The following is a 24,185-nucleotide window of genomic DNA, read 5'->3' as shown; positions in this document are numbered from 1 at the left end:
GGGGGCGGAAAATGTCGACCTACGAATATTCCGCGACCGAGGCCGCAACATTGGCACCTCGAGTAGTTCCAGTTTCCAAGGGACGAATCGTGGTCAACTGGATTACCACCACCGACCACAAGACCATCGGGTACATGTATCTGATCGCCTCCTTCATCTTCTTCTGCCTTGGCGGAGTCATGGCTCTGCTGATCCGTTCCGAGCTGTTTGAGCCCGGGATGCAGATTCTGCAGACCAAGGAGCAGTACAACCAGCTGTTCACCATGCACGGTACGGTGATGCTCCTGCTATTCGCGACGCCGCTGTTTGCCGGCTTTACGAACGTCATGATGCCGCTGCAGATCGGTGCCCCCGATGTTGCATTTCCTCGGCTGAACGCTTTGGCCTTTTGGTTCTTCCTTTTTGGCGGAATCATCACAGTCTCCGGATTCATTACCCCGCAGGGCGCGGCTTCATTCGGTTGGTTTGCCTACGCGCCGTTGTCAAACACCACTTTCAGCCCGGGAGTTGGTGGGGACCTATGGGTCTTCGGCCTTGCTCTGGCCGGATTCGGAACCATTCTCGGTGCGGTCAACTTCATCACCACCATCATTTGCATGCGGGCCCCGGGCATGACGATGTGGCGGATGCCGATTTTCACATGGAATGCGCTGATTACCTCCATCCTCGTCCTGATGGCCTTCCCGCCGCTGGCAGCCGCGCTGTTTGCGCTCGGCGCGGACCGACGATTCGGTGCCCATATCTTTGATCCGCAAAACGGTGGAGCAGTGCTTTGGCAGCATCTCTTCTGGTTCTTCGGTCATCCTGAGGTTTACATCATCGCTCTGCCGTTCTTCGGCATCGTCTCGGAGATATTCCCCGTCTTTAGCCGTAAACCGATCTTTGGCTATAAGGGCATCGTCTTTGCGACCATTTCCATTGCGGCCTTGTCCGTGACGGTGTGGGCCCACCATATGTACGTGACCGGTTCAGTCTTGCTGCCGTTCTTCTCATTCATGACAATGCTGATTGCAGTCCCCACCGGTGTGAAATTCTTCAACTGGATCGGCACACTTTGGCGCGGATCACTGACGTTCGAGACGCCGATGCTATGGAGCCTTGGCTTCTTGGTGACATTCCTCTTCGGCGGGCTCACCGGCATCATCCTGGCTTCTCCGCCGCTTGATTTCCATGTCTCCGATACATACTTTGTGGTGGCGCACTTCCACTACGTCGTTTTCGGTACCGTGGTGTTCGCGATGTTTGCCGGATTCTACTTCTGGTGGCCCAAGTGGACCGGGAAGATGCTCAACGAGCGCTTGGGCAAGATCCACTTCTGGATGCTTTTCCTCGGCTTCCACGGAACGTTCCTGATTCAGCACTGGCTCGGTGTGCTCGGTATGCCCAGGCGGTACGCGGACTACATGCCGGAGGACAACTTCACCTGGATGAACCAGTTCTCCACTATCTCCTCGTTCGTTCTGGGAGCCTCGATGATTCCGTTCTTCTGGAACGTTTACATCACCTGGCGCAGCAACAAGCGCGTCGAGGTCGATGATCCCTGGGGCTTCGGTGCTTCTCTGGAGTGGGCAACGTCCTGCCCGCCTCCTCGGCACAACTTCACTTCACTGCCGAGGATCCGTTCCGAGCGTCCTGCCCTGGACCTGCATCACCCGGAACTGGCCCAGCAGCACACATCCGCATCCCCCGGGCGCGTGGCAGCAATGCTCGGCTCGGCCGATCAGAAGGATTCGAACCAGTGAGAATTGAAGCGTGGCTGTTCGGCGGAATAGGTTACTTCTTCGTCCTTGTCGGGGTTGTATACGGGTTCCTGGTGAAGTGGGAGGAGCCGGTCGGCTTTTTGGCCCTCATCCTGGTCGGTGGACTGGCATTCATGATCGGTTCCTACCTGCGGTTTACCGCCAAGCGGGTCGGCATGCGCCCCGAGGACCGCACCGATGCCGAGATTCATGAAGGATCAGGCGAACAGGGACACTTCAGCCCCTGGAGCTGGTGGCCCTTGGTTTTGGGCGCGGCCTGTGCGGCAGCCTTTCTTGGCATGGCCGTCGGCTTCTGGATCGTCTACATCGGTGCTGGCCTTGCAGTCATCGGGCTCGTGGGCTGGGTCTACGAGTACAGCCGCGGAGACCACGCGCATTAGGCAGTTGCCGATCCTCGCACAGTACCAGAGCGGGTCTCACCTTCGGGTGGGACCCGCTTTGTGCTTAAGCGTCTCTGTGGGCCAGATCGTCGGACAGCAGTGCCGCGAGAGTATCCAGCTCCCGGCGGACGATCACGGGATCCAATTTCGGATCGGCTACGCTGAGGATCACTTCGCATCCATGCGTGAAATCGGCCGTCATCACGGCCAGCAGGGACCTGGCGTCCACGGCTCGGTGCCCTGGCTTGGCCACGGTCACCGGGAGCCCGGTCTGGGTGACGGCACGGACAAATTGGGCCGCCGGACGGGCATGCAGGCCGACGGCGGCGGAAACTGTTGCTGTGCGGTTATACATTCGTACTCCTTGTAGTGCGGGAACCGGCCATCCAGGGCTGAACCGTGCGCTGCTGAAAAATGATCTACTGATAAGTGCGTGGCTGAGCGGCGTACCAATAATAAGACGTGTGTGGGGTCAACCGGAGACATGTAGAAATGGTCCTGTAAAAGACCATAGCCGCACTCTAGGCTGGACCACACAGGCGACAGGAAGGAGACTCTCGTGGCATGCTCTGCGTTAGACATCCCGGGCGAAATCGTGCGGGGTTCCGGGACGGCTATCCACGTTCAGCTGCGGGAAATCCTCCGGAAGTTTGTCAGCACCTCACTAGCCCCGGGTGCTGCCTTCCCCTCGGAACGTGATTTGGCTACCCGCTTTTCCCTAGCCAGGATGACTGTCCGCCAGGCCATTGACTCGCTGGTGGATGAGGAAGTACTGGACCGCGTGGTTGGTTTGGGAACCTTTGTTACTCGGCCTAAATTTGATCTGCAGGTGAAGCTAACATCCTACAGCGAGGAGATGCAGCGCCGTGGCATGGTGCCGGCGGCCCGGGTGTTGAGCTTCGAGCAGGTGGCGGCCACGGCGTTGGTGGCACGCGAACTTCAGCTGGACGAGGGCCAGCCAGTGATCCGCTTTCGCCGGCTCCTGCTGGCTGACGGGGAGCCTATGAGTGTGGACGAAAACTTCATTCCCGCCCACCGGGTGCCGGGAATCCTGGACGAGCCGCCGCCGTCGTCCCTCTACAACGTTCTCAGTGAACGCTACGGGCTGGTGATGGAGTGGGGCGAGGACACCATCGAAGCTACCGCGGCCTCCGTGTCGATTGCCCGGCTGCTCAACGTGGATGTGGGGGATCCGTTGCTCAAGCTGCAACGCCATGCCTACGTCTCCAGGGCGATGGTGGATTTCTCGGTGTCGTTTTACCGCGCGGACCGTTACAAGCTCTGGGTTCCTTTGCAGCGCCCCGGCGGACGGAGCAGGAGGGCATATTCCGCCAGAGGATAGGACGGCGGCTCTGACCGCCCTGGAGACCTGGGGTCGCCTAAACTTTCGACGGCTGCCCTGCTAATATCATTCCCACTCCTAGCTGTGTTCGGGCCGTCCGGACACAAGAACTCGGCGGGCGTGCAGTGCGGTCCAGAGGACGACGACCGCCACCAGAGCCGTTCCAAGGAAACCGAGGCCTGAGTAGCCGACGGCGGCCAGGACCGGGCCGGCCAACGCCCCGCCGAGGGCACCGGCAGCATTCATGCTCAAATCCGAGACGCCCTGGAGGGCCGGACGGTCCTGAGTATGCACCGATTCCGCCACCATGGCCGACCCCGCCACTACCGAAGCCGACCATCCAAGTCCGAGCAGGATGAGGCTGACCGTGACGCCGGTGCGGGTGTCCGCAGCGACACCGGCGATTATGAGGGAAGCCAAAAGCATGGCCTGGCCCAGTAGTACGACCCGAAGCCGACCGGCTTTATCTGCCAACCAGCCGAAAACGGGGGAAAGGGCGTACATCCCCGCAATGTGCAGACTGATCGTGAAGCCCACAACTATCAGGGTCGCTCCGTGCTCACGAAGATGCACTGGTGTCATGGACATCAGTGCCACCATGGTTGCGTGGCTAAGCGCTACGACGGCTACTGCGTAACGCGCTCTCGGATTTTTGCGCAGTATCAGCATCCCGCTGCGCGGACGGGCCGCCTCGACGCTTAGATCCCGCATCGACATAGCCGCCAGCAGCGGGTCCGGTCTCAGCCCTGTTAAGTAGACGAGTGCCGCGGCCAGTTGCGCACCCACAGAGAAGGCGAAGGCACCCGTCAGGGGCGGCAAGCCCAAGGAAGCGCCTATTGCTTCGCCAGGACCAAAGAGGTTGGGCCCCAGCACCGCCCCGATGGTCGTGGACCAAATAACGATCGAAAGGTCCCGCGCTCTGGTGCCCGGAAGGGCAAGGTCAGTAGCGGCGAACCTCGCCTGCAGGTTGACCGCGGATCCCGCCCCGAGCAGCATCAAACCCAGCAGCAGCAGGGGAAAGACCGACGCAGATACCGAAGTAATGGCTATGACGGCACCGGTTCCGGCGATGAGCGCACCGGTGGACAGCGATAGCCGCCGCCCCCGGGCGACCGCAAGACGGGCCAAGGGCACGGCAGCGATGGCCGCCCCAAGAGTACTCATGGTGGCGGCCATGCCGGACCAGGCCGGGGATCCGGAAAGCTCGGCCGCAAGCAGTGAGCCCAAGGACAACGTGGCGCCCATGCCGATGCCGCCGAAGATCTGGCCGCCTACCAGGACGGAGACAACCTTGCGCTGCTGAGGAACGCCGATGGCATGACCGGTCACGGTCGCGGAGGATCGTGGCCCTGCAGACGGGGGAGCGGGACGCATTCTGACAGTATTACAGATACCCTCAGGGGTATGCAAGACATCGGGTTGCTTAAAGCCCTACGCTCAATCAACAGGCAAGTCCGGGTGGCGGAAACGGTAGATCGCTGCGTATTGGGCACGTGCCTAGGATTGGTCTTTCTTGATACCCCCTGGGGTATAATAATTAAGAACAGATTCTCGTCCCGTCCCGCTTACCATGAACGGCATCCGTACGAAGAGTATTGCAGTGAACACCCTAACGGTCCTCGGGGCCGATGCCTTGAACCGACTCAAGGGCGGCCCGGAACTGCTCCTGAGCGGCGGCATGGCCAATGAGACAGCCGCGAGTTGCCTGACCAGGTGACATCTCTAGACGGCTGGGGCGGAACGACTCCAGAGTACCGACTAGGCCCTGTTCTTTTATCCGACCGCCGGGCGGGGGAAGGCGGCTGCGCGCAAGCGCGCGGCCGCTACTTTAATCGCCTCACGATATATCGAAAGAGACAATGACTACTTTGATTTCCTTGACTATGAACCGCACCGTTGATTCCGCTCCTCAGTCCATTGATGCCGTAACCCTGAGGGACTGGGAAGATAACCACGACGATCTGATGATCGTTGACGTGCGCAGCGGTGCAGAGTTTGATTCCCTGCACATCTTGGGCTCATACCATGTACCGCTGGCCATGCTCAGCGAACATGCGGAAGAGTTTGCTGCAAAAATGGGCACCCGCGTTGTCCTTGTCTGCCAGTCCGGCAACCGTGCCGAGCAGGCCCGCAAACACCTGGATGCTGTCGGCCTGGCCAGCGCCAGTGTCCTTTCCGGAGGGGTTCTGGCCTACGCAGCTGCCGGCGGCAACGTGGCCCGCAGCCGGGGCCCATGGGCGCTGGAGCGCCAGGTCCGGATGACCGCTGGCTCCCTCGTTCTGGCCGGTGTGCTCGGTGGTAAGTTCATTTCTCCCAAGCTGGGCCTGATCGCCGGGGGGATCGGGGCCGGGTTGACGTTCTCCGCGGCGACCAATAGCTGCGCGATGGGCAAGGTACTGTCCGTGATGCCGTGGAACCGTTCCGCTAATGAGCCCACCGCGCACCAGGCCCTGCAGAGTCTAAGCGCGCGGGCATGATCATCTCCGCGGCGGCGTTTGGGCTGATCGTCGGCGCCCTGCTGGGCCTGGTCGGAGGCGGCGGATCCATCCTCGCCGTGCCCGCCCTGGTCTATGGCGTGGGGCTGCCGCTTGCCGCAGCGATCCCGACGTCGCTGGTCGTCGTCGGCGCTTCCTCCGCCGTCGCGGTGCTGCCCCGGCTGCGGATCGGGGTGAACTGGCGGTTGGCGCTGATCATCGGCGCCGCAGGGACCATGACCGCGTACCTCGGCGCGGCGGTCAACCGGCTCCTGGACCCGAAGATCCTGCTGCTGGCATTTGCTGCGATCATGGTCTTCGCAGGCGTCCGGATGCTGATGCCGTCCACAGCAGCCGGCGGGGCCTGTGCGCTGCCCGGCGGCGGGATCAACTGGCGCAGCTGCCTTCCCAAGGCAATCGCCACCGGCGCCGTTGTCGGGTTCCTCACCGGCCTGCTCGGCGTCGGCGGCGGCTTCCTGATCGTCCCGGCGCTCACCCTGGTCCTCGGGCTGCCGATGGCATTGACCGTCGGGACGTCCCTGGTCATCATCGTCATCAACTCAGCCGCCGGCTTCGCCGCCCACCTCGTGGACCTGCAGATCGACTGGGCCGTCACGGCAGCCTTCGCTCTTAGCGCGATGGCCGCCTCGCTCGCGGCAGGCAGGATCGGCGCCAGTATCCCGGACACGGCCCTCAAGCGCGGCTTTGGCATCCTCGTCCTGGTGATTGCCGCCTACGTCGCAGTGCAGTCGTTCCTCCCCTGAGAGGGACTACGAAGGGAACAGGGAAGCGCCGGAGGAACCCTCCTCCGGGGCTTTGCTATTCTCCATCGCCTCTCCCCGTGCGATGGCACGGGTATCTACCGTCCGAACAGCTTCGCGAAGAAGCCCTGGCCGGCCGATTTCTCCCGCTCGTGCCCGCGGCAACGCTGGGAAGCCGGGACCCCGCGCATAACCTGGTCAACGTGCTGACCGCAGCCCGCCCACGTCGTCTTCTGACACTTCTTACAAGTTACTGCACGGCACATCTGCTCGCTCCCTTAATTGCATGGAAAGTCCCTTTATTATACCCCATGGGGTATACAGCGTACTCTGGAATGCCTTCCCCCGTCAGACATGGCAGCCCGGTGTGGCGGTTGGGGGCACGACGCGGGAATACAGGAGAGAGCCTCAATGACATATCGTCTCGAGCGAGGCCGAATGAGGGAGCGAAATGGAAGGGGTGACCGGTATGTACCGTCAGGCAGGCTGAATGGGGAACGGGCAAGCGCCCAAAACAGCGCGCCGATGGCGGCAACCTGGGTCGGGTAGACCATGGCGGTGCCGGCTCCGAGCAGGACCGCTGCGGCCAGCCCTAACCCGACGTTGTGGCCGACGGCAACCATCCCCAGTGCCACCGCCTGGACGAGTATGCCGCCTACGATCAGCCATTTACCTACGTACTGGTCCGACGGCGCAACCTGTGACGAACTGGCCCGCCCCGCGGACAGCTGGGTAAACGGCCACCAAGATTCCGATGTGCTCGATGCTCAGTCAGGCTGCGGTGAATAGGGTGGGAACAGTCCCCAGGCTAGGCCGTCGTTGAGGTTGTTCACCATGCCGTCCTGGCTGGCCGAGGACAGGGACTTATCCGGGGAGCTCGTCATCGTAAGACGTCCCGGTGCTGGCCTCCGCGTGGGCTCCTGCATCGCCGGGTGGCGATGAGCCAGCCGGCCACGAGGACCGACGTGCGGCCGTAGCGTTGCGGGAGCGTGCCGGCGAAGTAGTTGGCGCCGGCCTTGGCTACCCGAACGCCAGGATGTACGTCAGCGCGGACGTGTAAAAATCCACATTTCAGATGCTGCCCGTGTCAGTTGCTGGACACTGACTCCCGTGCCTGCTGCCAGGCGGCCCAGCCTGCGTAGCTGCCGTCGAGTTCGACGACGTCGTAGCCGGCGCGGCGTAGGGCGGATGCCGCGACGGAGTTCCGGACGCCGCTTTGGCAGTAGCTTACGATGGTGCCTTCGGTCGGGAGTTCGTCGCGGTGCCACATCACGCGGCCGCCGCTGAGCTGGTGGGATGCGGGGATGTGCCCGGCTGCGTGTTCGGTGCGGTTGCGGACATCGAGCACCATCGCGGCGGCGAAGCTTTCGAGTTCTTCGGGTTGGATCAGTTTCGGGGTGCTGGCAGGCAGGCCCTCGATGCTGATGAGGTAGCCGGCGACCTGGTCGATGCCGACCCGGACCAGGTGGTTGCACATCTCCTGCGCCGCGGCCTGGTTGGGAGCCAACAGCACCAGCGGGTTCTTGTCGGTTTCCGGGTCAACGACCCAGGCGCCGAAGCTGGCGGTGGACTTGCCGGCCGGGATGTTCACCGAGCCGGTGACGGTGCCCTGATGGACCTCGGCGTTGGATCGGGTGTCCACGAACGTCACAGTATCTGAGGCGAGGTCCCGTGCGACGTCAGCGGGGGCGAGTTCCTCCAGTGGGGCTCGTTCGCCCATGACGGCAGGGCCCTGCCGGTTTTCGCGTTTCATCCGGGCGAAGTAGGCGTGGGCGTCGGGCTGGCCGTTGAGGAGTTCGTTAATGAAGCCTTCCTCGTCGTTGGCGGCCAGGTAAGGGCCCCACCAGGCGTAGAGCCGCTCGTAGCCGACCGTGGAGGAGGGGATAGCGCCCAGGGCCTTGCCGCAGGCGCTGCCGGCGCCGTGGCCGGGGTGGACCTGGACGTGGTCCGGCAGGGTCAGGAATTTATCCCGCAGGCTGGTGAAGAGCTGCTTGGCCCCGGCAAAGCGGGTGTCCAGGCCGCCGGCGGCCTCGTCGAGTAGGTCGGGTCGGCCCAGGTCACCGGAGAAGACGAAGTCCCCGGAGAGCAAGTATCCCGGGGTTTCGGCGAACGCCCCGTCGGTGATCAGGAAGGACAGGTGCTCCGGGGTGTGGCCGGGGGTGTGCACGGCCTTGATGGTGATGTTGCCGAGGGTGATCTCGTCGTTGTCGTTCAGGCGTTCGGCGTCGAACCGGTACTGCCAGTCCGTTCCGCCCGCACCGGAGACATAAGCGGTGGCGCCCGTCGCGGCGGCCAGCTCACGGGTCCCGGAGAGGAAGTCCGCGTGAATGTGGGTTTCGGTGACGGCGACAATCTTCATCCCGTTCGCTGCGGCGAGGGACTGGTAGACGGCAATGTCACGGCGGGGGTCCACAACAATTGCTTCGCCCTTGGCCTGGCAGCCGATCAGGTAACTGGCCTGGGATAGGTCTTCGTCATAGATGCGCTCTAACAGCATGGGGCTCTCCTTCATTGGGCGGTGGGGGAGTTTCCGGGAGGGATTCTCCGTTCCTCTCACCACAACGGTAATACCCCAGGGGGTATCTTGCAAGTAGTCCGTTCCGGGCTCGATGCGCACGTCCCGGGGCTGGCCGTCATACCCCCCGTGGTATAGGCTTGGTCCATCACCCCGCCCACCTTTGGAGCCCCCTATGGAACTCGATTCGACAGAACTTACCCCGGTCGTCAACCGCCTCAAACGGGCCCAGGGTCAGCTTGCCGCCGTCACCCGCATGCTGGAAGAGGGTCGGGACTGCAAGGACATCGTCACCCAGCTCGCCGCGGTCTCCAAGGCACTGGACCGGGCAGGATTCGCCATCATCGCCAGCGGCCTGGAGCAGTGCATCACCAAAGAAGATGCCACCATGAACAAAAAAGACCTGGAAAAACTCTTCCTGTCTCTCGCATAAACCGCCACCAACCCAAAACCAAATCCACGAAGCCCGGCGTCGCGGCCCCAAACCACTTCCGACCATAAACTGCCACGACTCCTGGGCCAGCCGGCACGACAGAGACCGGTGAACCAGGAGCGGAGCAGGAAAGTGATGAACGGATCCGGTTTCATGATGGGCTGGACGTGGCTGTTCTGGCTGCTCCTTATTATCGGTGTCATCCTGCTCGTGATCCTTGCCGTACGGGCTTTTTCCGGGCGAATTACCCGATCCGGGATCGACCGAGGCCCGGGCCCGGGCTTGGAACGCCCAAACGCTATAGGCGCTACTGCCGCCCGACGGATTCTGGACGAACGGTTCGCCCGGGGAGAGTTGAGCACAGAAGAATACCGTGAACGGCTCGCAGTCCTCGGGGACGACGCCTGATGCAACCTCTCACCCGCCGCAGTGCCCTGATGCTGGGAGGTGCGGGGGCTGTGGCCACCGTGACGGGCGCGGCCGGATTGCTGTGGGGCGCGGGCACCGGGTTCAAGTCCGCCGGTGGGAAGGACCTGAGGGAACCGCAGGCCTTGCACAGTGCCGATGGCCGGCTTCAGGTGAAACTGTCAGCGGCCCTGGGCCAGGTGCGGATGGCGGGCAGGGACGCCACTGCGCTGTCCTATAACGGTTCCCTGCCCGGCCCCACCCTGTTCCTGGAGCCCGGGGACCGTGTGAAAGTGACGCTGGAGAACAGGCTCTCCGATCCGACCAACCTGCACGTCCACGGGCTGCACGTTTCCCCGCAAGGCAACAGCGACAACGTGCTGGTTTCGGTCGAACCGGGAGAGTCCTTTGACTATGAGTACCGGCTGCCGGTAAACCATCCGCCGGGCGTGTACTGGTATCACCCGCACCACCACGGAACCGTCGCCGACCAGATCTTCGGCGGACTGTACGGGGCGATCATCATCCAGGACTCCCCGCCCGTGCCGGTGACACGGGAACGGGTCCTGGTCATCTCCGATATCTCCCTCACCGGGGACGGCTCCATCGCCGCCGTGTCGGCGATGGAGAAAATGATGGGCCGGGAAGGTGGCATGGTCCTGGTCAACGGCCAGCTGAACCCGGCCCTGGCCGCCCGGCCGGGCGAGCGTGAACGGTGGCGGATCATCAACGCCTGCACCTCCCGGTACCTGAAACTGCGCCTGGACGGCCAGAACCTGCAGCTGCTGGGTCTGGATTCGGGCCGTTACCAGAGTCCCAGGGACGTTGAGGAGGTGCTGCTGGCCCCGGGCAACAGGGCCGACCTGCTCGTTACCACCGCCAAAGGGACCGCCGTCCTACGCACCATGCCCGTGTACAGGGGAAGCATGGGATCCATGCTGGGCGGCAACAACGGAGGCGGACAATTCCGGTCCGGCCCGTACGGGGCCGTCTTGGCCACCCTTTCCGTTACCGGCGCACCGGCCGCTGGGCTGGGGCCCGTCCCGGCCCAGCCGACGCCGCGGGACCTGCGGGCCACCCCGGTGACCGCCCGCCGGGAACTGGTCTTCGCCATGGGAACGGGTATGAACAGCGGCGGCATGGGGTCGGGGATGTTGAGTTTCACCATCAACGGCAGGCCGTTTGACCCGGCAAGGGTCGACACCACGGTTCCGGCCGGCGCCGTCGAGGAATGGACCCTGCGGAACACGAGCCCGATGGACCACCCCGTGCACCTGCACGTATGGCCGATGCAGATCATCGAACAAGCCGGCCAGCCGGTGGACAGCCCCATGTGGCAGGACGTGGTCAACGTCCCGGCCCGCAGCAGTGTCCGGGTCCGGATCTCCTTCGATGACTTCACCGGCAAAACCGTCTACCACTGCCACATCCTGGACCACGAGGACAGCGGCATGATGGGCCTGATCGAAGCCCGGTAACAGAGCGGCCTTACAGTCCTTTGCATGAATGAGAAAACCGATGAAGGAGCACAACAATGAGCTACGCACACACCATCACCGTCGCCCTGCCCTACGCAGAAGCAGTAACCCGGACCCGTGAAGCCCTCACCGGGCAGGGCTTCGGCGTGCTCTCCGAAATCGATGTCCGCGCCACGTTGGAGACCAAACTCGGATCCGACGCCGGACAGAGCCTGGGGGACTACCTCATCCTCGGCGTCTGCAATCCCGCCCTGGCGCAAAAAGCTCTGGCCGCGGACCCCGACATCGGACTGCTGCTGCCGTGCAACGTCGTGATCCGAAGCGGACCTGACAACGGCAGCACCGTCATCCAGACCATCGACCCACAGACCATGGTGCAGCTCAGCGACGCCCCTGCCGTCACCGAAGTCGCCTCGGACGCCGACCACAGGCTCCTCGCACCCCTGAAGGAACTCGAAACCGCCTAAAAACCGGCCAACAGGCAGTGCCCGACCGCCCGCGGAGAGAACGAGTACGGTTAAACGCCGCGCAGCACCGGAGCCCGCCCGCCACTGTGCGGTGTCGGCGGGATTATGGGCCCTCGCCGTGGATACGGAGACGTTTCTGGTAGTTCTGTGCGTTCAGTTCACCGCGTCCGCCGACCGGAAAGAACCCGCACCGGCTTTAGACCCGGCCGAAACAGCGCACAAAAGGAGCGGCACCGGTAGTAACCGGATGCCGCTCCTTTTTGCACGTCCGAGATCGCACGGAGGCTAGTGTGCTACCTCTTTGGCTTTCTCGGATTCTTCGATCTGCTCATGTCCATGGTCGTGGGCCGCGTGCAGCTCTCCCGGCGTGGCGGGAGCAACGCGGTCCTCGAAGAAGAACCTGCTGAGCAACGCACGCCGCTTTTCCGCCTTGGTGACAATTCCATTGCGGTTGGGTACCCCTGCGCTGGGTACCGGGGATTCGTACCCGACGAGCTTGAAGCGCTTGTAATCGTCAACCTGGGCGTGCACTTCCTGGTACTCGCCGTGCGGCAGGCGGACGATCCGTCCCGTTTCGCGGCCATGCAGAGCGATTTCGCGGTCCTTGCGCTGCAGGGCGAGGGCGATCCGCTTCGTGACCACGAAGGCAACGATCGGGCCAATGAAGATCAGTGCGCGGAGCCAGTAGATCACGTCATTGAGGGATACATGGAAGTGCGTGGCGATAAGGTCCGAGGAAGCCGCAGCCCAGAGCACGCAGTAGAACGTGAATCCGGCCATCCCGATTGCAGTCCGGGTCGGTGCATTGCGCGGCCGGTCCAGCACATGGTGCTCACGATCGTCCTTAGTGACCCAGCGTTCGATCCACGGGTAGGCGAACAGCACCGTGAAGACAATGCCGGCCGGGACCAGTGCCGGAATCAAGACGTTGAGCGAGAGCGTGTTGACACCCCAGGGGAGCGGAATATTCCATTCCAACGGAAGGCCCAAGAGCCAACCGGGCATCAGGCGCAGGGCACCGTCCACCCAACCGATGTACCAGTCGGGCTGCGTTCCGGCCGAAATGGGTGAGGGGTCGTAGGGACCGTAGTTCCAAATCGGGTTGATGGTGAACAGCGCGGCCATGGCGGCGATGACGCCGAAGATGATGAAGAAGAAGCCGCCGGCTTTGGCCGCATAAACCGGCCCCAGCGGATAACCGACTACGTTCCGGTCGTTGCGGCCCGGACCGGGGTACTGGGTGTGCTTATGCACCACAACCATGAACAGGTGAATGGCGATCATCAGCAGAATCATGGCCGGAACCAGCAGGATGTGCAGAACGTACAAACGCCCGATGATGGCAGTTCCGGGGAACTCGCCGCCGAAGAGGAAGAACGAGATGTACGTGCCGATGACGGGGATGGAGGTGATGACACCCTGGATAATGCGCAATCCGTTGCCGGAAAGCAGGTCGTCCGGGAGCGAGTACCCGGTGAATCCGTCGGCCAGAGACAGGATCAGCAGTACGCCGCCCACCACCCAGTTGAGCTCGCGTGGCTTGCGGAAGGCACCCGTGAAGAAAACGCGCAGCATGTGCACGGCAATCGAAGCCGTGAACAGCAGCGCAGACCAGTGATGTACCTGGCGCATGAACAAACCGCCACGGATATCAAAGGAGATATTAAGGGTGGAGTTCATCGCAACGGACATGTCGACGCCCTTGAGCGGAACATAGCTGCCGTTGTAGACCGACTCTGCCATGGACGGGTCGTAGAAAAAGGTCAGGAATGTGCCGGAGAGCAGCAGGATGACGAAGCTATACAGCGCCACTTCGCCGAACATGAAAGACCAGTGATCGGGGAAGACTTTGCGCCCGAATTCACGGAGAATTCCGGATCCGCCGACACGCTGGTCAACGAAGTCGGTAATGCGGCCGGTCGTTGTGACCGGCTTGTACGGTGTTTCGGCTGCGGTGCTCATGTTAGCCACGCTCCCAGAAGCTAGGTCCGACGGGTTCATGGAAATCGCTCTGCGCCACCAGGTATCCCTCAGAGTCAATGGAGATCGGCAGCTGCGGCAGCGGCCGGTTGGCCGGTCCGAAGATAACCTTGCACTCCTGCGTCAGGTCGAACGTCGACTGGTGGCAGGGGCAGAGCAGGTGATGCGTCTGCTGCTCGTAGAGAGCTACGGGGCAGCCGACGTGGGTGCAGATTTTGGAGTACGCCACAATCCCGTTGTAGCTCCAGTCTTCGCGGCCCTTGGAAGGGTTCAGCTGAGAAGGATCCAGGCGCATCAGCAGCACTACTGCCTTGGCCTTTTCCTCCAGCTTGCCTTCGTGCAGGTCGTTCAAACCGTCCGGAATGACGTGAAAAGCCGAGCCCAAGGTCACATCGGAGGCCTTGATCGGGGTGCCCGTAGGATCCCGGACCAGACGAATTCCCTTGTCCCACATGGTGTGCTTAAGGGCATTGGCCGGCAGCGGGCCCAAATCGCGGAACATGACGATGGCCGGGAATGGCGCCAGCGCCACTGCGCCCAGAAGCGTGTTACGGATCAACGGCCGGCGCTTGATGCCGGTCTCTTCGACGATGTCGTCAACAATTTTCACTGCTGCTTCACGGTCTGCTTCACTGCGCAGTTCGTGACGCTCTTCGGAGACTTCATGATCCGGCATCAGTGCCCTGGCCCAGTGCACAATACCGGTACCAATTCCCAGCATCGCAAACGCGGTACCGAGCCCCAGCAGCATGTTCTGCAGACGCAAGGTAGCGATGGTGTCATCAAGCCGGATGAAAAAGTAGCCGAAAAAGAACAGCAGGGTTCCCACGACGGAGACTCCAAAGAGAATAGCCACCTGGCGCTCTGCCCGTTTGGCTGCCCTTGGATCCGTGTCAGCTAGTCTCAGACGGTGCGGGGGGAGTCCAGGATCCTGGAACTTCTCCACCTCGTTAAGACCAGCCTTAGCTACGGCGTCCGAGCCTGCCGGAATGCCGTCACTATGGTCGCCCATAATCCCCTCATCCTTCTCTTATCCCGGTTTCCCGGGGTCGTAATGAATGTTTCGTCCGGTCGCTGAGCGACCGCAAAATGGTGTGTCCCGTTGGTCTTAGGACGTCCGTGAAGTCAGCCAAACTGTGAAGGCGATGACAACGCCAAGACCGGCGATCCAGATGAACAGGCCCTCTGACACGGGACCCAGCGAACCGAGAGCGGCGCCGCCCGGTGACCCGTTGGCGTCGATGGTGTCCAGGAACGCAATGATGTCGCGCTTGTTATTCGGGGTGATGTTCGCATCGTTGAAGACCGGCATGTTCTGCGGTCCGGTGACCATTGCCTCATAAATATGCTGGTTCGACACACCAGCCAGCGCCGGGGCAAACTTGCCGCGTGTCAGCGCACCGCCGGCAGCCGCGGCGTTGTGGCACATGGCGCAGTTGACCCGGAACAGGACGCCACCGTTAGCCGCGTTTCCGCCGCCCTCGGTGTACTGTGCTTCGGGAATGGCTGGTCCGGCGCCCAGAGATGCCACGTATGCGGCCAGCTGGTGCGTCTGTTCGTCGTTGAACTGTCGCGGCTTCTGCTGGGCCTGCGGCCCCTGCAGCTGCATGGGCATGCGTCCGGTGCCGACCTGAAAGTCGACGGCGGCGGCTCCTACGCCTACCAGCGAAGGACCGTCGGGGGAGCCGCTGGCGCCCATTCCATGACAAGTGGCGCAGTTGGCAATGAATAGCTTCCCACCCTCCTGCGCGTCATTTGCTGAGTAGGTGGTGTCTGCCTTGGCCTGATTGGCGGTGGTGACAACGGCGTAGAGACCACCGGTAAGCATAAGTCCCAGCAGTAGCAATGCGACGGCGGCTAGCGGGTGACGTCGCTTCTGCGAAAGTGCCTTCACGTGGTGGTTCCTTTGTGTCGATCCTGCGGCGGCGGGTCAGCCGCTAATTCAATTGATATTGCGTGGGGAGGATGGAAAGCAGCCTACTTCAGGATATAAATCACCAGGAAGAGACCGATCCAGACAACGTCGACGAAGTGCCAGTAGTACGAAACGACAATGGCCGAGGTCGCTTCAAAGTGACCGAACTTCTTAGCGGCGTAGGCTCGTCCGATTATCAGAAGGAAAGCAATCAGGCCGCCAATTACGTGGAGTCCGTGGAATCCGGTGGTGATATAGAAGGCCGAACCGTAGGCATTCGAGGACAGGGAGACGTGTTCGGAAACCAGGGTGGCGTACTCAGCGGCCTGGCCTGCGACGAAGACGGCGCCAAGGACGAATGTCGCCATGAACCACTCGGACATGCCCCAGCGCGCGAACCCGACCAGACCGCCGGTGCGGCGGGGCTGCAGTCGCTCGGCGGCGAAAACACCCATCTGGCAGGTGAAGGAGCTGGAGACCAGGATGAGGGTGTTCACCAGTGCATAGGGAACGTTGTGCTTGGCCGTCTCATCAGCCCACAACCCGGCCGACGTTGACCGGAGAGTGAAGTACATGGCGAAGAGACCGGCGAAGAACATCAGTTCGCTGGAGAGCCACACCACCGTGCCAACCGAAACCATATTGGGGCGGTTGAGCGTGGGGTGCGCGGGGATGCTGGGGGAATGAGTCGCTGTTGTCACATAGACATTATGTCCATAAAAACGGCTCCTGCCCAATGCAAAATGCGTTTTGTCGATTCTTTTTCTACAAAGCCGCGAAATCCCGCGGTCGGGAGCTGCAGCTAACCACGCGTCCGGGCGGTCAGCAGCGGCTGCACAGCTGCTGACCGGGCACAGACTAGGCACCGTGGCGCTGCGTATTCGTTCAAGACGGGGAATGATCGCTAGCATCAAGAGGTGACTTCATCAGCTTCGGCCGCCGTGGAAGAGCCCACCTGGCCCGTCCTGCTTTCTGCCCTTATCGCCGGTACGGATCTTTCGGCCGGTCAAACGCGCTGGGCCACGAACAGGATTATGGAAGGCTTGGCAACGCAGTCCCAAATAGCGGGCTTCCTGGTGGCTCTGCGGGCCAAGGGAGAGACCGTTGCCGAGGTCGCCGGGTTCGTGGAAGCGATGATGGACAACGCCCGGCCGCTGACCGTGACCGGGGAAACACTTGACATAGTCGGCACCGGCGGTGACCGGCTCAATACGGTCAACATTTCGACCATGGCGGCGCTGGTCTGCGCGGGTGCGGGCGCCAAAGTAGTCAAGCATGGCAACCGTGCGTCCTCGTCCGCCGCCGGCTCCGCTGACGTCCTGGAAGCTCTGGGCGTCCGGCTGGACATGTCCGTTGACCGGGTGGCCGAGGCGGCCGAAAGCGTTGGCATCACTTTTTGCTTTGCTCAATTATTCCATCCGTCGATGCGCCATGTGGCGGTGCCGCGGCGTGAGATGGGCATCCCTACGGTGTTCAATCTGCTTGGCCCGTTGATCAACCCCGCGCGCGTAAGCGCCTCCGCTGTAGGAGTCGCCGACGCCGCCAAGGCCCCCCTGATTGCAGGAGTTCTGGCGGCGCGAGGTACCAGGGGGCTGGTTTTCCGCGGCAGTGATGGCCTTGACGAGCTGACCACCACAGGGCCCTCCACCGTCTGGGAGATCCGGAACGGCAACATCACGGTCTCGGACCTTGATCCCGTCGAACTCGGCATCGCGCGCGCCTCGATCGAGGATCTGCGGGGTCTGAACGCAGTGTACAACTCGCAGGTGGTCCACCGTGTGCTGGCGGGCGAACAAGGTCCGGTGCGTGACGCCGTCGTCCTCAATGCCGGCGCGGGACTTGTAGCGGTCAGCGGCAGCGCCGAGGGCCCGTTGCCGGACCGGATGGCGGCCGGTATAGCAGCGGCGGAAAGATCTCTTGATTCGGGTGCCGCCGCGCAGGTGCTGGCCAAGTGGATCGAGCACTCGGTCGCGGATCCGGCCAGGGGTTAACCGGCCGGCCGGCCGCGCCCGCGGGGATCGCGGAGAGCGCCATCCAAGCTGCGGACGGGGCTAGTGATCGAAGCCGAGGGAAAAGGCGGCATCAAGGTCATGTTGGGAATATGCCCGGAAAGATATCTGCGTCGTGGTCGAGACAACGCCCTTTACCTTGGACAACCTGTCGGCAATGGCGTCGGCCAAATCTTCATGTCGGGTCACCCGGGCAATGGCAATTAGATCCCATTCCCCCGTAACCGAGTACACCTCACTGATGCCGGCTAGCTCGGAAATCTCCTGCGCGGCCTCCGGAATACGAGAGGCGTCGGTCTTGATGAGGACAAAGGCAGTAATCATGGAATAGTCCAATCGTTGAGCGTCGACCCGGGCCGTGACCCCGTAGTAGTTGTACGAGGCTAGTTCAAAAGCGCCGTGTGAGTCTAAAAATTGTCAGTCCGGAAAACCTGTCAGTCCGGAAAACCGGTCAGTCCGGCAGCCCGCTGGATGAGCTTTGCTTGGTTCGCCGGCTGAGTCGGCCGGCTACGGCCCGATGGCCAAGCAGAAAGATGGCCAGCACTATGAGGGCGACGACGACGAAGGGGAGTTGGGCGGTCTGGCCGGACAGCAGGCGTAGCACCATCCCGGCAGCAATCGTCATGGCCCAAACTGCGACGCCGTGCGGCCAAAGACGTAATGGTGCCTGCCACGCCCGACTTACAATCCAGCCCACAGCCGCGCCTGCGACGAAGGGCCACGCGGTGGCTGCCACGCCGAGAACCGGGTTGCTTTCCGCATGGCTGGCCCGGCCCACGGCCGCAAAGACCAGCACCAGAATGAGGTCCGCTGCCGCGGCATAAATCACGGTGCCGCGACCGCGGAGGGAATTGCTTCGTTCGAGCTGTTTGATCACCAGCCCAGCCTACCGGCCCCACGGATTCACCTCCTTCCACCTGCTCAGCGGAGGCATCTTCGCGCACGGACAGATGCAGTGGATACCATGGAAGCCGCAACAATTTTCCGTGACTGCCACGGTGGGCCATCCCTAAGCCAGGAGCTGTCATCGTACCGACCAAGAGCAACGAAACGCCCGGAAACATGCTGGATAACCCCATAGCCGTACCTGCCATGGCTGCCGAACCTACAATTATGCATTGGACCGAAGCGGGGATAGAACAGCAGGCCCGGTGGCAATCTCAGAGCCGGCCGGCTGCCCCTGTCCGAGTCGTGGTGGGCGACGATCGGTTGAGCGCAGACCAGGCGTACCGGCTGGTGCAGCAGGGGACCGGCATTCTGTGGCGTGGAGATTTCCAGAACGCCCGCCAGCTGCTCAGCGCCCTGGCCCGCCGCGTCGACAGGCAACGGCAGACGCCGCAGCGGAACTCTGCCGCGGTGACCTTCCGCCAGCACCGGCAGAGCAGAACACGGCTGGCGCAGTTGCTGGGCCTGCTCCTCGTTCCCCTGGAATCCGATTACAGCGTCCCACTGCGCCGGGCTCCGGACGTGGCGCTGGCATGCACCGAGGCCTACGGTGTCGCCGACGGACCCAGCGTCATAGCTCTGCGCGAGTTGACAGGAGTCATTGGCGCCCACCAGTGGCGGCACAAGGGCGTGCAGATTCCGGCGCTTGGCGCCCGCATCTACCCGCATTATGGGGTTTTTTCACCCATCCGAGGTGAGTATTTGACGCTGGTATCTCAGGCACCGCTCCCACCTGCCGTATGTGCCTCCGGTGGTCTGGCGTTCGACGTCGGTACCGGCACCGGCGTACTGGCGGCGATTCTCGGCCACCGCGGGGCGAACCGCGTCATCGCGACCGATCAGGACTGGCGCGCGGTGGATTGCGCCAGGGATAATCTCAGCCTCCTCAAACTGGCCAATCGGGTGGAAGTCGTGGAAGCAGATCTCTTCCCCGCTGGCCGGGCTTCCCTAGTAGTCTGTAATCCGCCGTGGATCCCGGCCGCCCCTGTCTCCTCTCTTGACCACGCGGTCTACGACCCGGACAGCAACATGCTGCGCCGCTTTCTGGCCGGCCTCGGGGACCATCTGGAAAGGGACGGGGAAGGCTGGCTGGTGCTCTCGGATCTGGCAGAGCATCTGGAACTGCGCTCACGGACGGAACTGCTCGCCATGATCGATGAGTCGGGACTCGTCGTCGTCGACCGTTCCGACACTGTGCCCACGCACCGCAAAGCCGGTGATATCACCGACCCCCTGCATGCAGCGCGGTCAGCGGAAATCACCTCTCTGTGGCGCCTGAAAGTGCGCTGACAGTGAGTGTCCTGTCCCGGCCGCCCGCTGTGAGCTGGGGAATCCGCAACCAATCCACGGCCGCTGCTGTGGTGGTGGTGGCGTGCGCGCTGCTGGCCGGGGGAATACTCCTGCTCGTGCTGCTGCAGAATGCTCTGACAGTGGCAACGGATGGCGTCCTGCGAAGCAAAACCACCGATGTGGCGGCGGTGCTCAGCAGCGGGGACGTTGCGGAGGCCGGCCAGAGCATCGCGTCCGCCGAGGGGCAGGGGTTGCTGATCCAGATCGTGGACGGAGCGGGACGTGTTGTCCAGGCCTCGGATCCTGAACTGATGAAAATTCCGATGGGATCTCTACGGCCTGACCCCGGAGAGAATGCGGCGAAGGAGGTCTCGGCCCTAGCCGGAGTAACGGGAGATGCGGACGGAGAGTTTTACCTTATGGCCACCGGTGCGTTGTCCGGAACCAACCAGTACGTTGTGCTGGCGGCGCGCAGCATCCAGGTTCAGGCGGATACTGTGCGGACCGTGGCCCTGTTCCTGCTGCTGGCCACCCCCGCGTTGCTGCTGATTGTCGCAATGGCCGTGCGCTTTCTGGTCGGGCGGTCCCTGCGTCAGGTGGAGACCATCCGCGCCCAGGTCTCTGACATCGATGCCGGACACCTGGCGGACCGTGTGGACGTGCCGCCTACACGGGACGAGCTGGCAGCCCTGGCGATGACGATGAACGCGATGCTGGGACGCATCGAAACTGCCGACACCCGCCAACGCCAGTTCGTCAGCCACGCCAGTCACGAGCTCCGCAGCCCGCTGACCACTTTGCGGACGGGACTGGAGGTTTCGGCTCAGGATCCTACACACCGTACCTGGCTGGACATGGCACCCCTGCTGGCGGCGGAGACGCGGCGGATGGGGTACCTGGTGGAGGACTTGCTCACGCTTTCCAAGGCAGAGGACAGTGGCCTGCAAATCCTCCGTGCAGACGTTGATCTGGATGATGTCCTGGCGGCTGAGCTGCAGCGCCTGCGCACCACCACTGGCCGTGAGGTGCTGTCCCGCGTCGAGCCCGTCCGAGTGAGCGGGGACACGAGACGATTTTCCCAGATACTGCGTAACGTCCTGGACAACGCCGACCGGCACGCAACACATACGGTCCGGGCGACTTTGACGTCCGCCGATGGCACCGCCACGCTGTGGGTTGACAACGACGGTCTGCCGGTTCCGGAAGCAGAACGCGAACACATATTTGAGCGCTTTATCCGTCTTGACGAAAGCCGTTCCCGGGACACTGGCGGCAGCGGCCTGGGGCTGGCCATTGCGCGGTCGTTGTTGGCCGCCCACGGCGGGACAATCACCGCAGGGGAGGCATCCGACGGGTTTTGCCGCTTCGAGATTCAGCTGCCGCTGCTAGAATCACTCTAGTTTCCGGCAAGTACCGGCCCGGACGCTGCACGGCCGGAGCAGATAACAGCCTTGCTGCCGGCATGGCTGCTTCTCCTCAGCGTTCTCTCAGCGACGACGGGGCACACTGGACGAATGATCATCAATGGTTTGAACCCTGGAGGGCACCAATGACCGAACCCCGCAGGGCCGAAGCGCCCGAGCCCTTGGAGCGGCGTGGCAACGGACGGATCCAGCGGCCGGTTGGCCCTGGCGCAGCGAGGCTGTCCATGCTGCCGCTGGGTTCCTGGTTCCTGGTTCCCATCGGCCTAGTGCTCTTTGCGCTGACTCTTACCATCGGATTGGTGGCGAAATCCTATGGCCCGTTCAGCCCGGATCTGGCGCTGGATGTCCAGCTAAGCCAGGGGCGCAGTCCGTTCCTCACTGCGATTGCCCTGGGCATTAATTACGGGCTAGGTCCGGTTGGCGCGCTGCTCATTTTCATTTTGATCTGTTCCTGGTTGTGGTGGGGGAGCCGTGCGCCGATGCGGGCACTCGCCTTCGGATCGATTACCGCCGTGGGGTGGCTGAGCGCGGACATCGGCAAATACACCGTGGCCCGGCTGCGCCCGCCCTCCTCCGCCACCCACGCACTCGTCATGGAAACCGGTCACAACAGCTTTCCCAGCGGTCACACGGCCTTCGCGGCTTCACTGGCCTGGGCGGCAATCCTCGTCCTCGCCCGTCCTGGCGTCCAGCGTCGGCTGGCCATCGTCGCGGGCGCATTGTTTGCCGCCGTCGTCGCCTTCTCCCGCATTTATCTCGGAGTGCACTACCCGACGGACGTCGTCGGCGGGGTACTGATCAGCGCCGCCGGCATTTTCATATGGCTGGCGCTGTGGAGCAATCTGATCGAGCCCAGGCTGCGCGCTGTAAAAGCACTCAACCCAGTGCCGCATTCGGCAACAGCGTCGCAGACCTCCGTGTGAACCGCGGTGCGGCGGCCGGTGAACACGGCCGCCGCACCGGGCATCGGGTCTGGGGCATAGGGAGCCAGATCAGAGCTTGGTTGTATGACTTTCGCCCGCATCGATGCGCTGGCCGGTGAGGCGTGATTTCACCCAGCTGAGTACTGTGGCAACGGTACCTCCGGGGGTGTCCCAGTACTGGGCGGACTCCGACTCCACCCGTATCAGAACCAAACCGGGCGTCGTGGGGCCCTTGGGGAACCATGCTTCGACCACAGAGTTCCACAACTGCCGGGCCTTCTCCGGGTCTTCAATCACCTCGGCCCGTCCGGCCACGGATACCCATTCGCTTCGATTGCCGAAGCTGACATTGACTTCTCGTCTGGCCCGGATATGGGATACCTGGGAGGTGTCCTTGTCGGTGAAAAACCATAGGTCGCCGTCGTCGCCCACTTCTTGGGCGGCCAAAGGGCGGCTGACGAGTACGCCGTCGTCGTTCGTGGTGGTGAACATGCCTATCTTGGTGTCATTAATGATGTCCACAACTTTTTTCACGTCGTCCTTGTTCACACCGCGCTTGTTGACACCGTCCTTGTTAACATTGTCGTGGTGAAGGTTGGTTGTTTCGTTGTTCTCTGCCATGACTGCCTTAGGGTCGTGATGCCTGCAGGTAGCAAGCCTGCTGATAAGTAAATACTCATACTACTTACTTATCAAGCTTTCCATCGGTATACTCCATAAATGGCCAAGATGGACGTGGGGGAGATGGACAAAGGGGAGACGGACGTGGGGCGGGAGGCCCCGACCGTCGCCTCGATCCTTCTTCGCAGGATCCTTACGGTCAACCACGAAGTGGAAAAGCAACTCGGTCGGCACCTTGAGGTCAACAACACCGATTTGGAAGCCATGCAGCACATGATGCAGCAGGGGCCTCTGAGCCCCACCGAACTGGCGCGTCTGTTGATGATCAGCACGGCCGCGGCCACGTCAGTGGTGGACCGGCTCGTGAAAGTGGGTCATGTGGCGCGACGGAAGCATCCGGATGACAGGCGCCGACTGCTCGTCGTGCCGACAAAACGATCGATGGAACAGGCAAGGAGCCGGCTCAGGCCGATCATCGACGGCACCGACGCACTGTTGGACAGCTACAGCCCCCAGCAGCAGGGCGCCATTGTGGATTTCCTGTCCAAAACGACAGGCATCATGACCTCGTGGCTTGCCGCCGAACGGGACGGCGGTGCCGTGGCTGAACAGCGGGCAACGATGCCCACCCATGACGAAATAATAGGTTTACCAACGCAGCACGGGACTGAACCCGGCTGGGATAAGGAAGCGGTTATTATGACGGACAGAAAAATGAACGACGGCGGCATGAACGACGGCGATCACGATCGGGAAGACCAGGACGAGGAAGGCCGAAACGGGGGCGCTAAGGAAGCACGGGTTTCCCGGGGCGGCGACGAGGTATTGGCGACTGGGGAAGTAACGAAGGACGCGAAAGGACTTGGCGCTGTCTTCGGGGACGCAGACCGCACCTACGCGGATGACCCGGTCAAAACCCCGGGTGCCGCGGACACGCAAGCCATCAAGGACTTGGAGGAAAATTTCACCGTGTATGAGCACGAGGGGCAAAGATACGTGGAAGAAAATCCTAAGTAGGCTCCTCTCCGGGGTAACGGGCTGTCTGGTCCACCATCCGTCGCAG

Annotated in this window: 25 protein-coding genes; 15 read left to right on the top strand and 10 right to left on the bottom strand. The window is 62.5% G+C overall.

Annotated features, from left to right (window positions below):
- Positions 1–11 precede the first annotated feature (11 nt).
- On the top strand, positions 12–1,742 hold the full coding sequence (gene ctaD / locus OS914_RS02145) for an aa3-type cytochrome oxidase subunit I (protein ID WP_267544425.1): 1,731 nt from the start codon (positions 12–14) through the stop codon (positions 1,740–1,742).
- Positions 1,739–2,140, top strand: coding sequence for a cytochrome c oxidase subunit 4 (locus tag OS914_RS02140; RefSeq protein WP_267544424.1), 402 nt, complete (start codon positions 1,739–1,741; stop codon positions 2,138–2,140). The genes ctaD and OS914_RS02140 overlap by 4 nt, the downstream gene beginning before the upstream one ends.
- A 64-nt stretch (positions 2,141–2,204) precedes the next feature.
- Here the strand turns inward: OS914_RS02140 and OS914_RS02135 are convergent, their stop codons facing one another.
- Positions 2,205–2,495: an HPr family phosphocarrier protein gene (locus OS914_RS02135; RefSeq protein ID WP_267544423.1), complete on the bottom strand. Its 291-nt coding sequence runs from the start codon at positions 2,493–2,495 to the stop codon at positions 2,205–2,207.
- Between the two features lie 204 nt (positions 2,496–2,699).
- Between OS914_RS02135 and OS914_RS02130 the strand changes: the two genes are divergently transcribed.
- Entirely contained in the window at positions 2,700–3,482 is a 783-nt protein-coding gene (locus tag OS914_RS02130; RefSeq protein WP_267544422.1) for a GntR family transcriptional regulator, read from the top strand.
- A 78-nt stretch (positions 3,483–3,560) separates the two neighbouring features.
- Here the strand turns inward: OS914_RS02130 and OS914_RS02125 are convergent, their stop codons facing one another.
- Positions 3,561–4,856 (bottom strand): MFS transporter, encoded by a 1,296-nt coding sequence (locus OS914_RS02125; RefSeq protein ID WP_267544421.1) that lies wholly within the window; start codon positions 4,854–4,856, stop codon positions 3,561–3,563.
- A gap of 485 nt (positions 4,857–5,341) precedes the next feature.
- On the opposite strand from OS914_RS02125, the gene OS914_RS02120 reads away from it, so the two are divergent.
- The 3 genes from OS914_RS02120 (at position 5,342) to OS914_RS18055 (ending at position 7,777) form a co-directional block, all read left to right on the top strand.
- The gene (locus tag OS914_RS02120) at positions 5,342–5,959 is read left to right on the top strand and encodes a rhodanese-like domain-containing protein (RefSeq protein ID WP_267544420.1); all 618 of its coding nucleotides are present in this window, start codon (positions 5,342–5,344) and stop codon (positions 5,957–5,959) included.
- Positions 5,956–6,720 carry a sulfite exporter TauE/SafE family protein gene (locus tag OS914_RS02115; protein WP_267544419.1) on the top strand — a complete coding sequence of 255 codons (765 nt, stop codon included), beginning with the start codon at positions 5,956–5,958 and terminating at the stop codon, positions 6,718–6,720. Before OS914_RS02120 ends, OS914_RS02115 begins: the two co-directional genes overlap by 4 nt.
- 895 nt (positions 6,721–7,615) lie before the next feature.
- A complete protein-coding gene (locus tag OS914_RS18055; protein WP_324290609.1) occupies positions 7,616–7,777 on the top strand; it encodes a hypothetical protein in 162 nt (53 codons plus the stop codon).
- Positions 7,778–7,804: 27 nt separating this feature from the next.
- Here the strand turns inward: OS914_RS18055 and OS914_RS02105 are convergent, their stop codons facing one another.
- Positions 7,805–9,214, bottom strand: a complete 1,410-nt coding sequence (locus OS914_RS02105) for an MBL fold metallo-hydrolase (protein WP_267544418.1) — start codon at positions 9,212–9,214, stop codon at positions 7,805–7,807.
- Positions 9,215–9,407: 193 nt separating this feature from the next.
- Between OS914_RS02105 and OS914_RS02100 the strand changes: the two genes are divergently transcribed.
- The 4 genes from OS914_RS02100 (at position 9,408) to OS914_RS02085 (ending at position 12,015) form a co-directional block, all read left to right on the top strand.
- Complete coding sequence (locus OS914_RS02100; RefSeq protein WP_267544417.1) at positions 9,408–9,665, top strand: metal-sensitive transcriptional regulator; 258 nt, start codon at positions 9,408–9,410, stop codon at positions 9,663–9,665.
- A 135-nt stretch (positions 9,666–9,800) separates the two neighbouring features.
- Positions 9,801–10,073, top strand: coding sequence for an SHOCT domain-containing protein (locus tag OS914_RS02095; RefSeq protein ID WP_267544416.1), 273 nt, complete (start codon positions 9,801–9,803; stop codon positions 10,071–10,073).
- Complete coding sequence (locus tag OS914_RS02090; protein ID WP_267544415.1) at positions 10,073–11,548, top strand: multicopper oxidase family protein; 1,476 nt, start codon at positions 10,073–10,075, stop codon at positions 11,546–11,548. The genes OS914_RS02095 and OS914_RS02090 overlap by 1 nt, the downstream gene beginning before the upstream one ends.
- Positions 11,549–11,604: 56 nt before the next feature.
- Positions 11,605–12,015: a DUF302 domain-containing protein gene (locus OS914_RS02085; protein ID WP_267544414.1), complete on the top strand. Its 411-nt coding sequence runs from the start codon at positions 11,605–11,607 to the stop codon at positions 12,013–12,015.
- A gap of 285 nt (positions 12,016–12,300) precedes the next feature.
- Here the strand turns inward: OS914_RS02085 and qcrB are convergent, their stop codons facing one another.
- From qcrB to ctaE, 4 genes are all read right to left on the bottom strand, one after another.
- Complete coding sequence (gene qcrB, locus OS914_RS02080) at positions 12,301–13,977, bottom strand: cytochrome bc1 complex cytochrome b subunit (RefSeq protein WP_267544413.1); 1,677 nt, start codon at positions 13,975–13,977, stop codon at positions 12,301–12,303.
- 1 nt (position 13,978) lies between these two features.
- Positions 13,979–15,007 (bottom strand): cytochrome bc1 complex Rieske iron-sulfur subunit, encoded by a 1,029-nt coding sequence (gene qcrA, locus OS914_RS02075; protein ID WP_267544412.1) that lies wholly within the window; start codon positions 15,005–15,007, stop codon positions 13,979–13,981.
- A 96-nt stretch (positions 15,008–15,103) separates the two neighbouring features.
- Entirely contained in the window at positions 15,104–15,889 is a 786-nt protein-coding gene (gene qcrC / locus OS914_RS02070) for a cytochrome bc1 complex diheme cytochrome c subunit (RefSeq protein ID WP_267544411.1), read from the bottom strand.
- Between the two features lie 83 nt (positions 15,890–15,972).
- Entirely contained in the window at positions 15,973–16,611 is a 639-nt protein-coding gene (gene ctaE, locus OS914_RS02065) for an aa3-type cytochrome oxidase subunit III (RefSeq protein ID WP_267544410.1), read from the bottom strand.
- 216 nt (positions 16,612–16,827) lie between these two features.
- Between ctaE and trpD the strand changes: the two genes are divergently transcribed.
- The gene (trpD, locus tag OS914_RS02060; RefSeq protein WP_267544409.1) at positions 16,828–17,901 is read left to right on the top strand and encodes an anthranilate phosphoribosyltransferase; all 1,074 of its coding nucleotides are present in this window, start codon (positions 16,828–16,830) and stop codon (positions 17,899–17,901) included.
- Between the two features lie 60 nt (positions 17,902–17,961).
- Here the strand turns inward: trpD and OS914_RS02055 are convergent, their stop codons facing one another.
- On the bottom strand, positions 17,962–18,243 hold the full coding sequence (locus OS914_RS02055) for an Lrp/AsnC family transcriptional regulator (protein ID WP_267544408.1): 282 nt from the start codon (positions 18,241–18,243) through the stop codon (positions 17,962–17,964).
- Between the two features lie 127 nt (positions 18,244–18,370).
- Positions 18,371–18,796, bottom strand: a complete 426-nt coding sequence (locus tag OS914_RS02050; RefSeq protein WP_267544407.1) for a DUF3054 domain-containing protein — start codon at positions 18,794–18,796, stop codon at positions 18,371–18,373.
- A gap of 236 nt (positions 18,797–19,032) precedes the next feature.
- Here OS914_RS02050 and OS914_RS02045 point away from each other — a divergent pair, with 236 nt between their 5' ends.
- The 3 genes from OS914_RS02045 (at position 19,033) to OS914_RS02035 (ending at position 22,501) form a co-directional block, all read left to right on the top strand.
- The gene (locus OS914_RS02045) at positions 19,033–20,154 is read left to right on the top strand and encodes a class I SAM-dependent methyltransferase (protein ID WP_267544406.1); all 1,122 of its coding nucleotides are present in this window, start codon (positions 19,033–19,035) and stop codon (positions 20,152–20,154) included.
- Between the two features lie 2 nt (positions 20,155–20,156).
- A complete protein-coding gene (locus OS914_RS02040) occupies positions 20,157–21,554 on the top strand; it encodes a sensor histidine kinase (protein ID WP_267544405.1) in 1,398 nt (465 codons plus the stop codon).
- 149 nt (positions 21,555–21,703) lie between these two features.
- A complete protein-coding gene (locus OS914_RS02035; protein WP_267544404.1) occupies positions 21,704–22,501 on the top strand; it encodes a phosphatase PAP2 family protein in 798 nt (265 codons plus the stop codon).
- 69 nt (positions 22,502–22,570) lie between these two features.
- Here OS914_RS02035 and OS914_RS02030 read toward each other — a convergent pair whose 3' ends face one another.
- Entirely contained in the window at positions 22,571–23,122 is a 552-nt protein-coding gene (locus OS914_RS02030) for a pyridoxamine 5'-phosphate oxidase family protein (RefSeq protein WP_267544403.1), read from the bottom strand.
- A gap of 99 nt (positions 23,123–23,221) precedes the next feature.
- Here OS914_RS02030 and OS914_RS02025 point away from each other — a divergent pair, with 99 nt between their 5' ends.
- A complete protein-coding gene (locus OS914_RS02025) occupies positions 23,222–24,139 on the top strand; it encodes a MarR family winged helix-turn-helix transcriptional regulator (protein WP_267544402.1) in 918 nt (305 codons plus the stop codon).
- Positions 24,140–24,185 lie beyond the last annotated feature (46 nt).

The organism is Arthrobacter endolithicus, from assembly GCF_026627425.1.
Lineage (GTDB): Bacteria > Actinomycetota > Actinomycetes > Actinomycetales > Micrococcaceae > Arthrobacter_M.
Note: the sequence above shows the minus strand (reverse complement) of the source record. Positions and strands in the feature narration are given on the sequence as shown.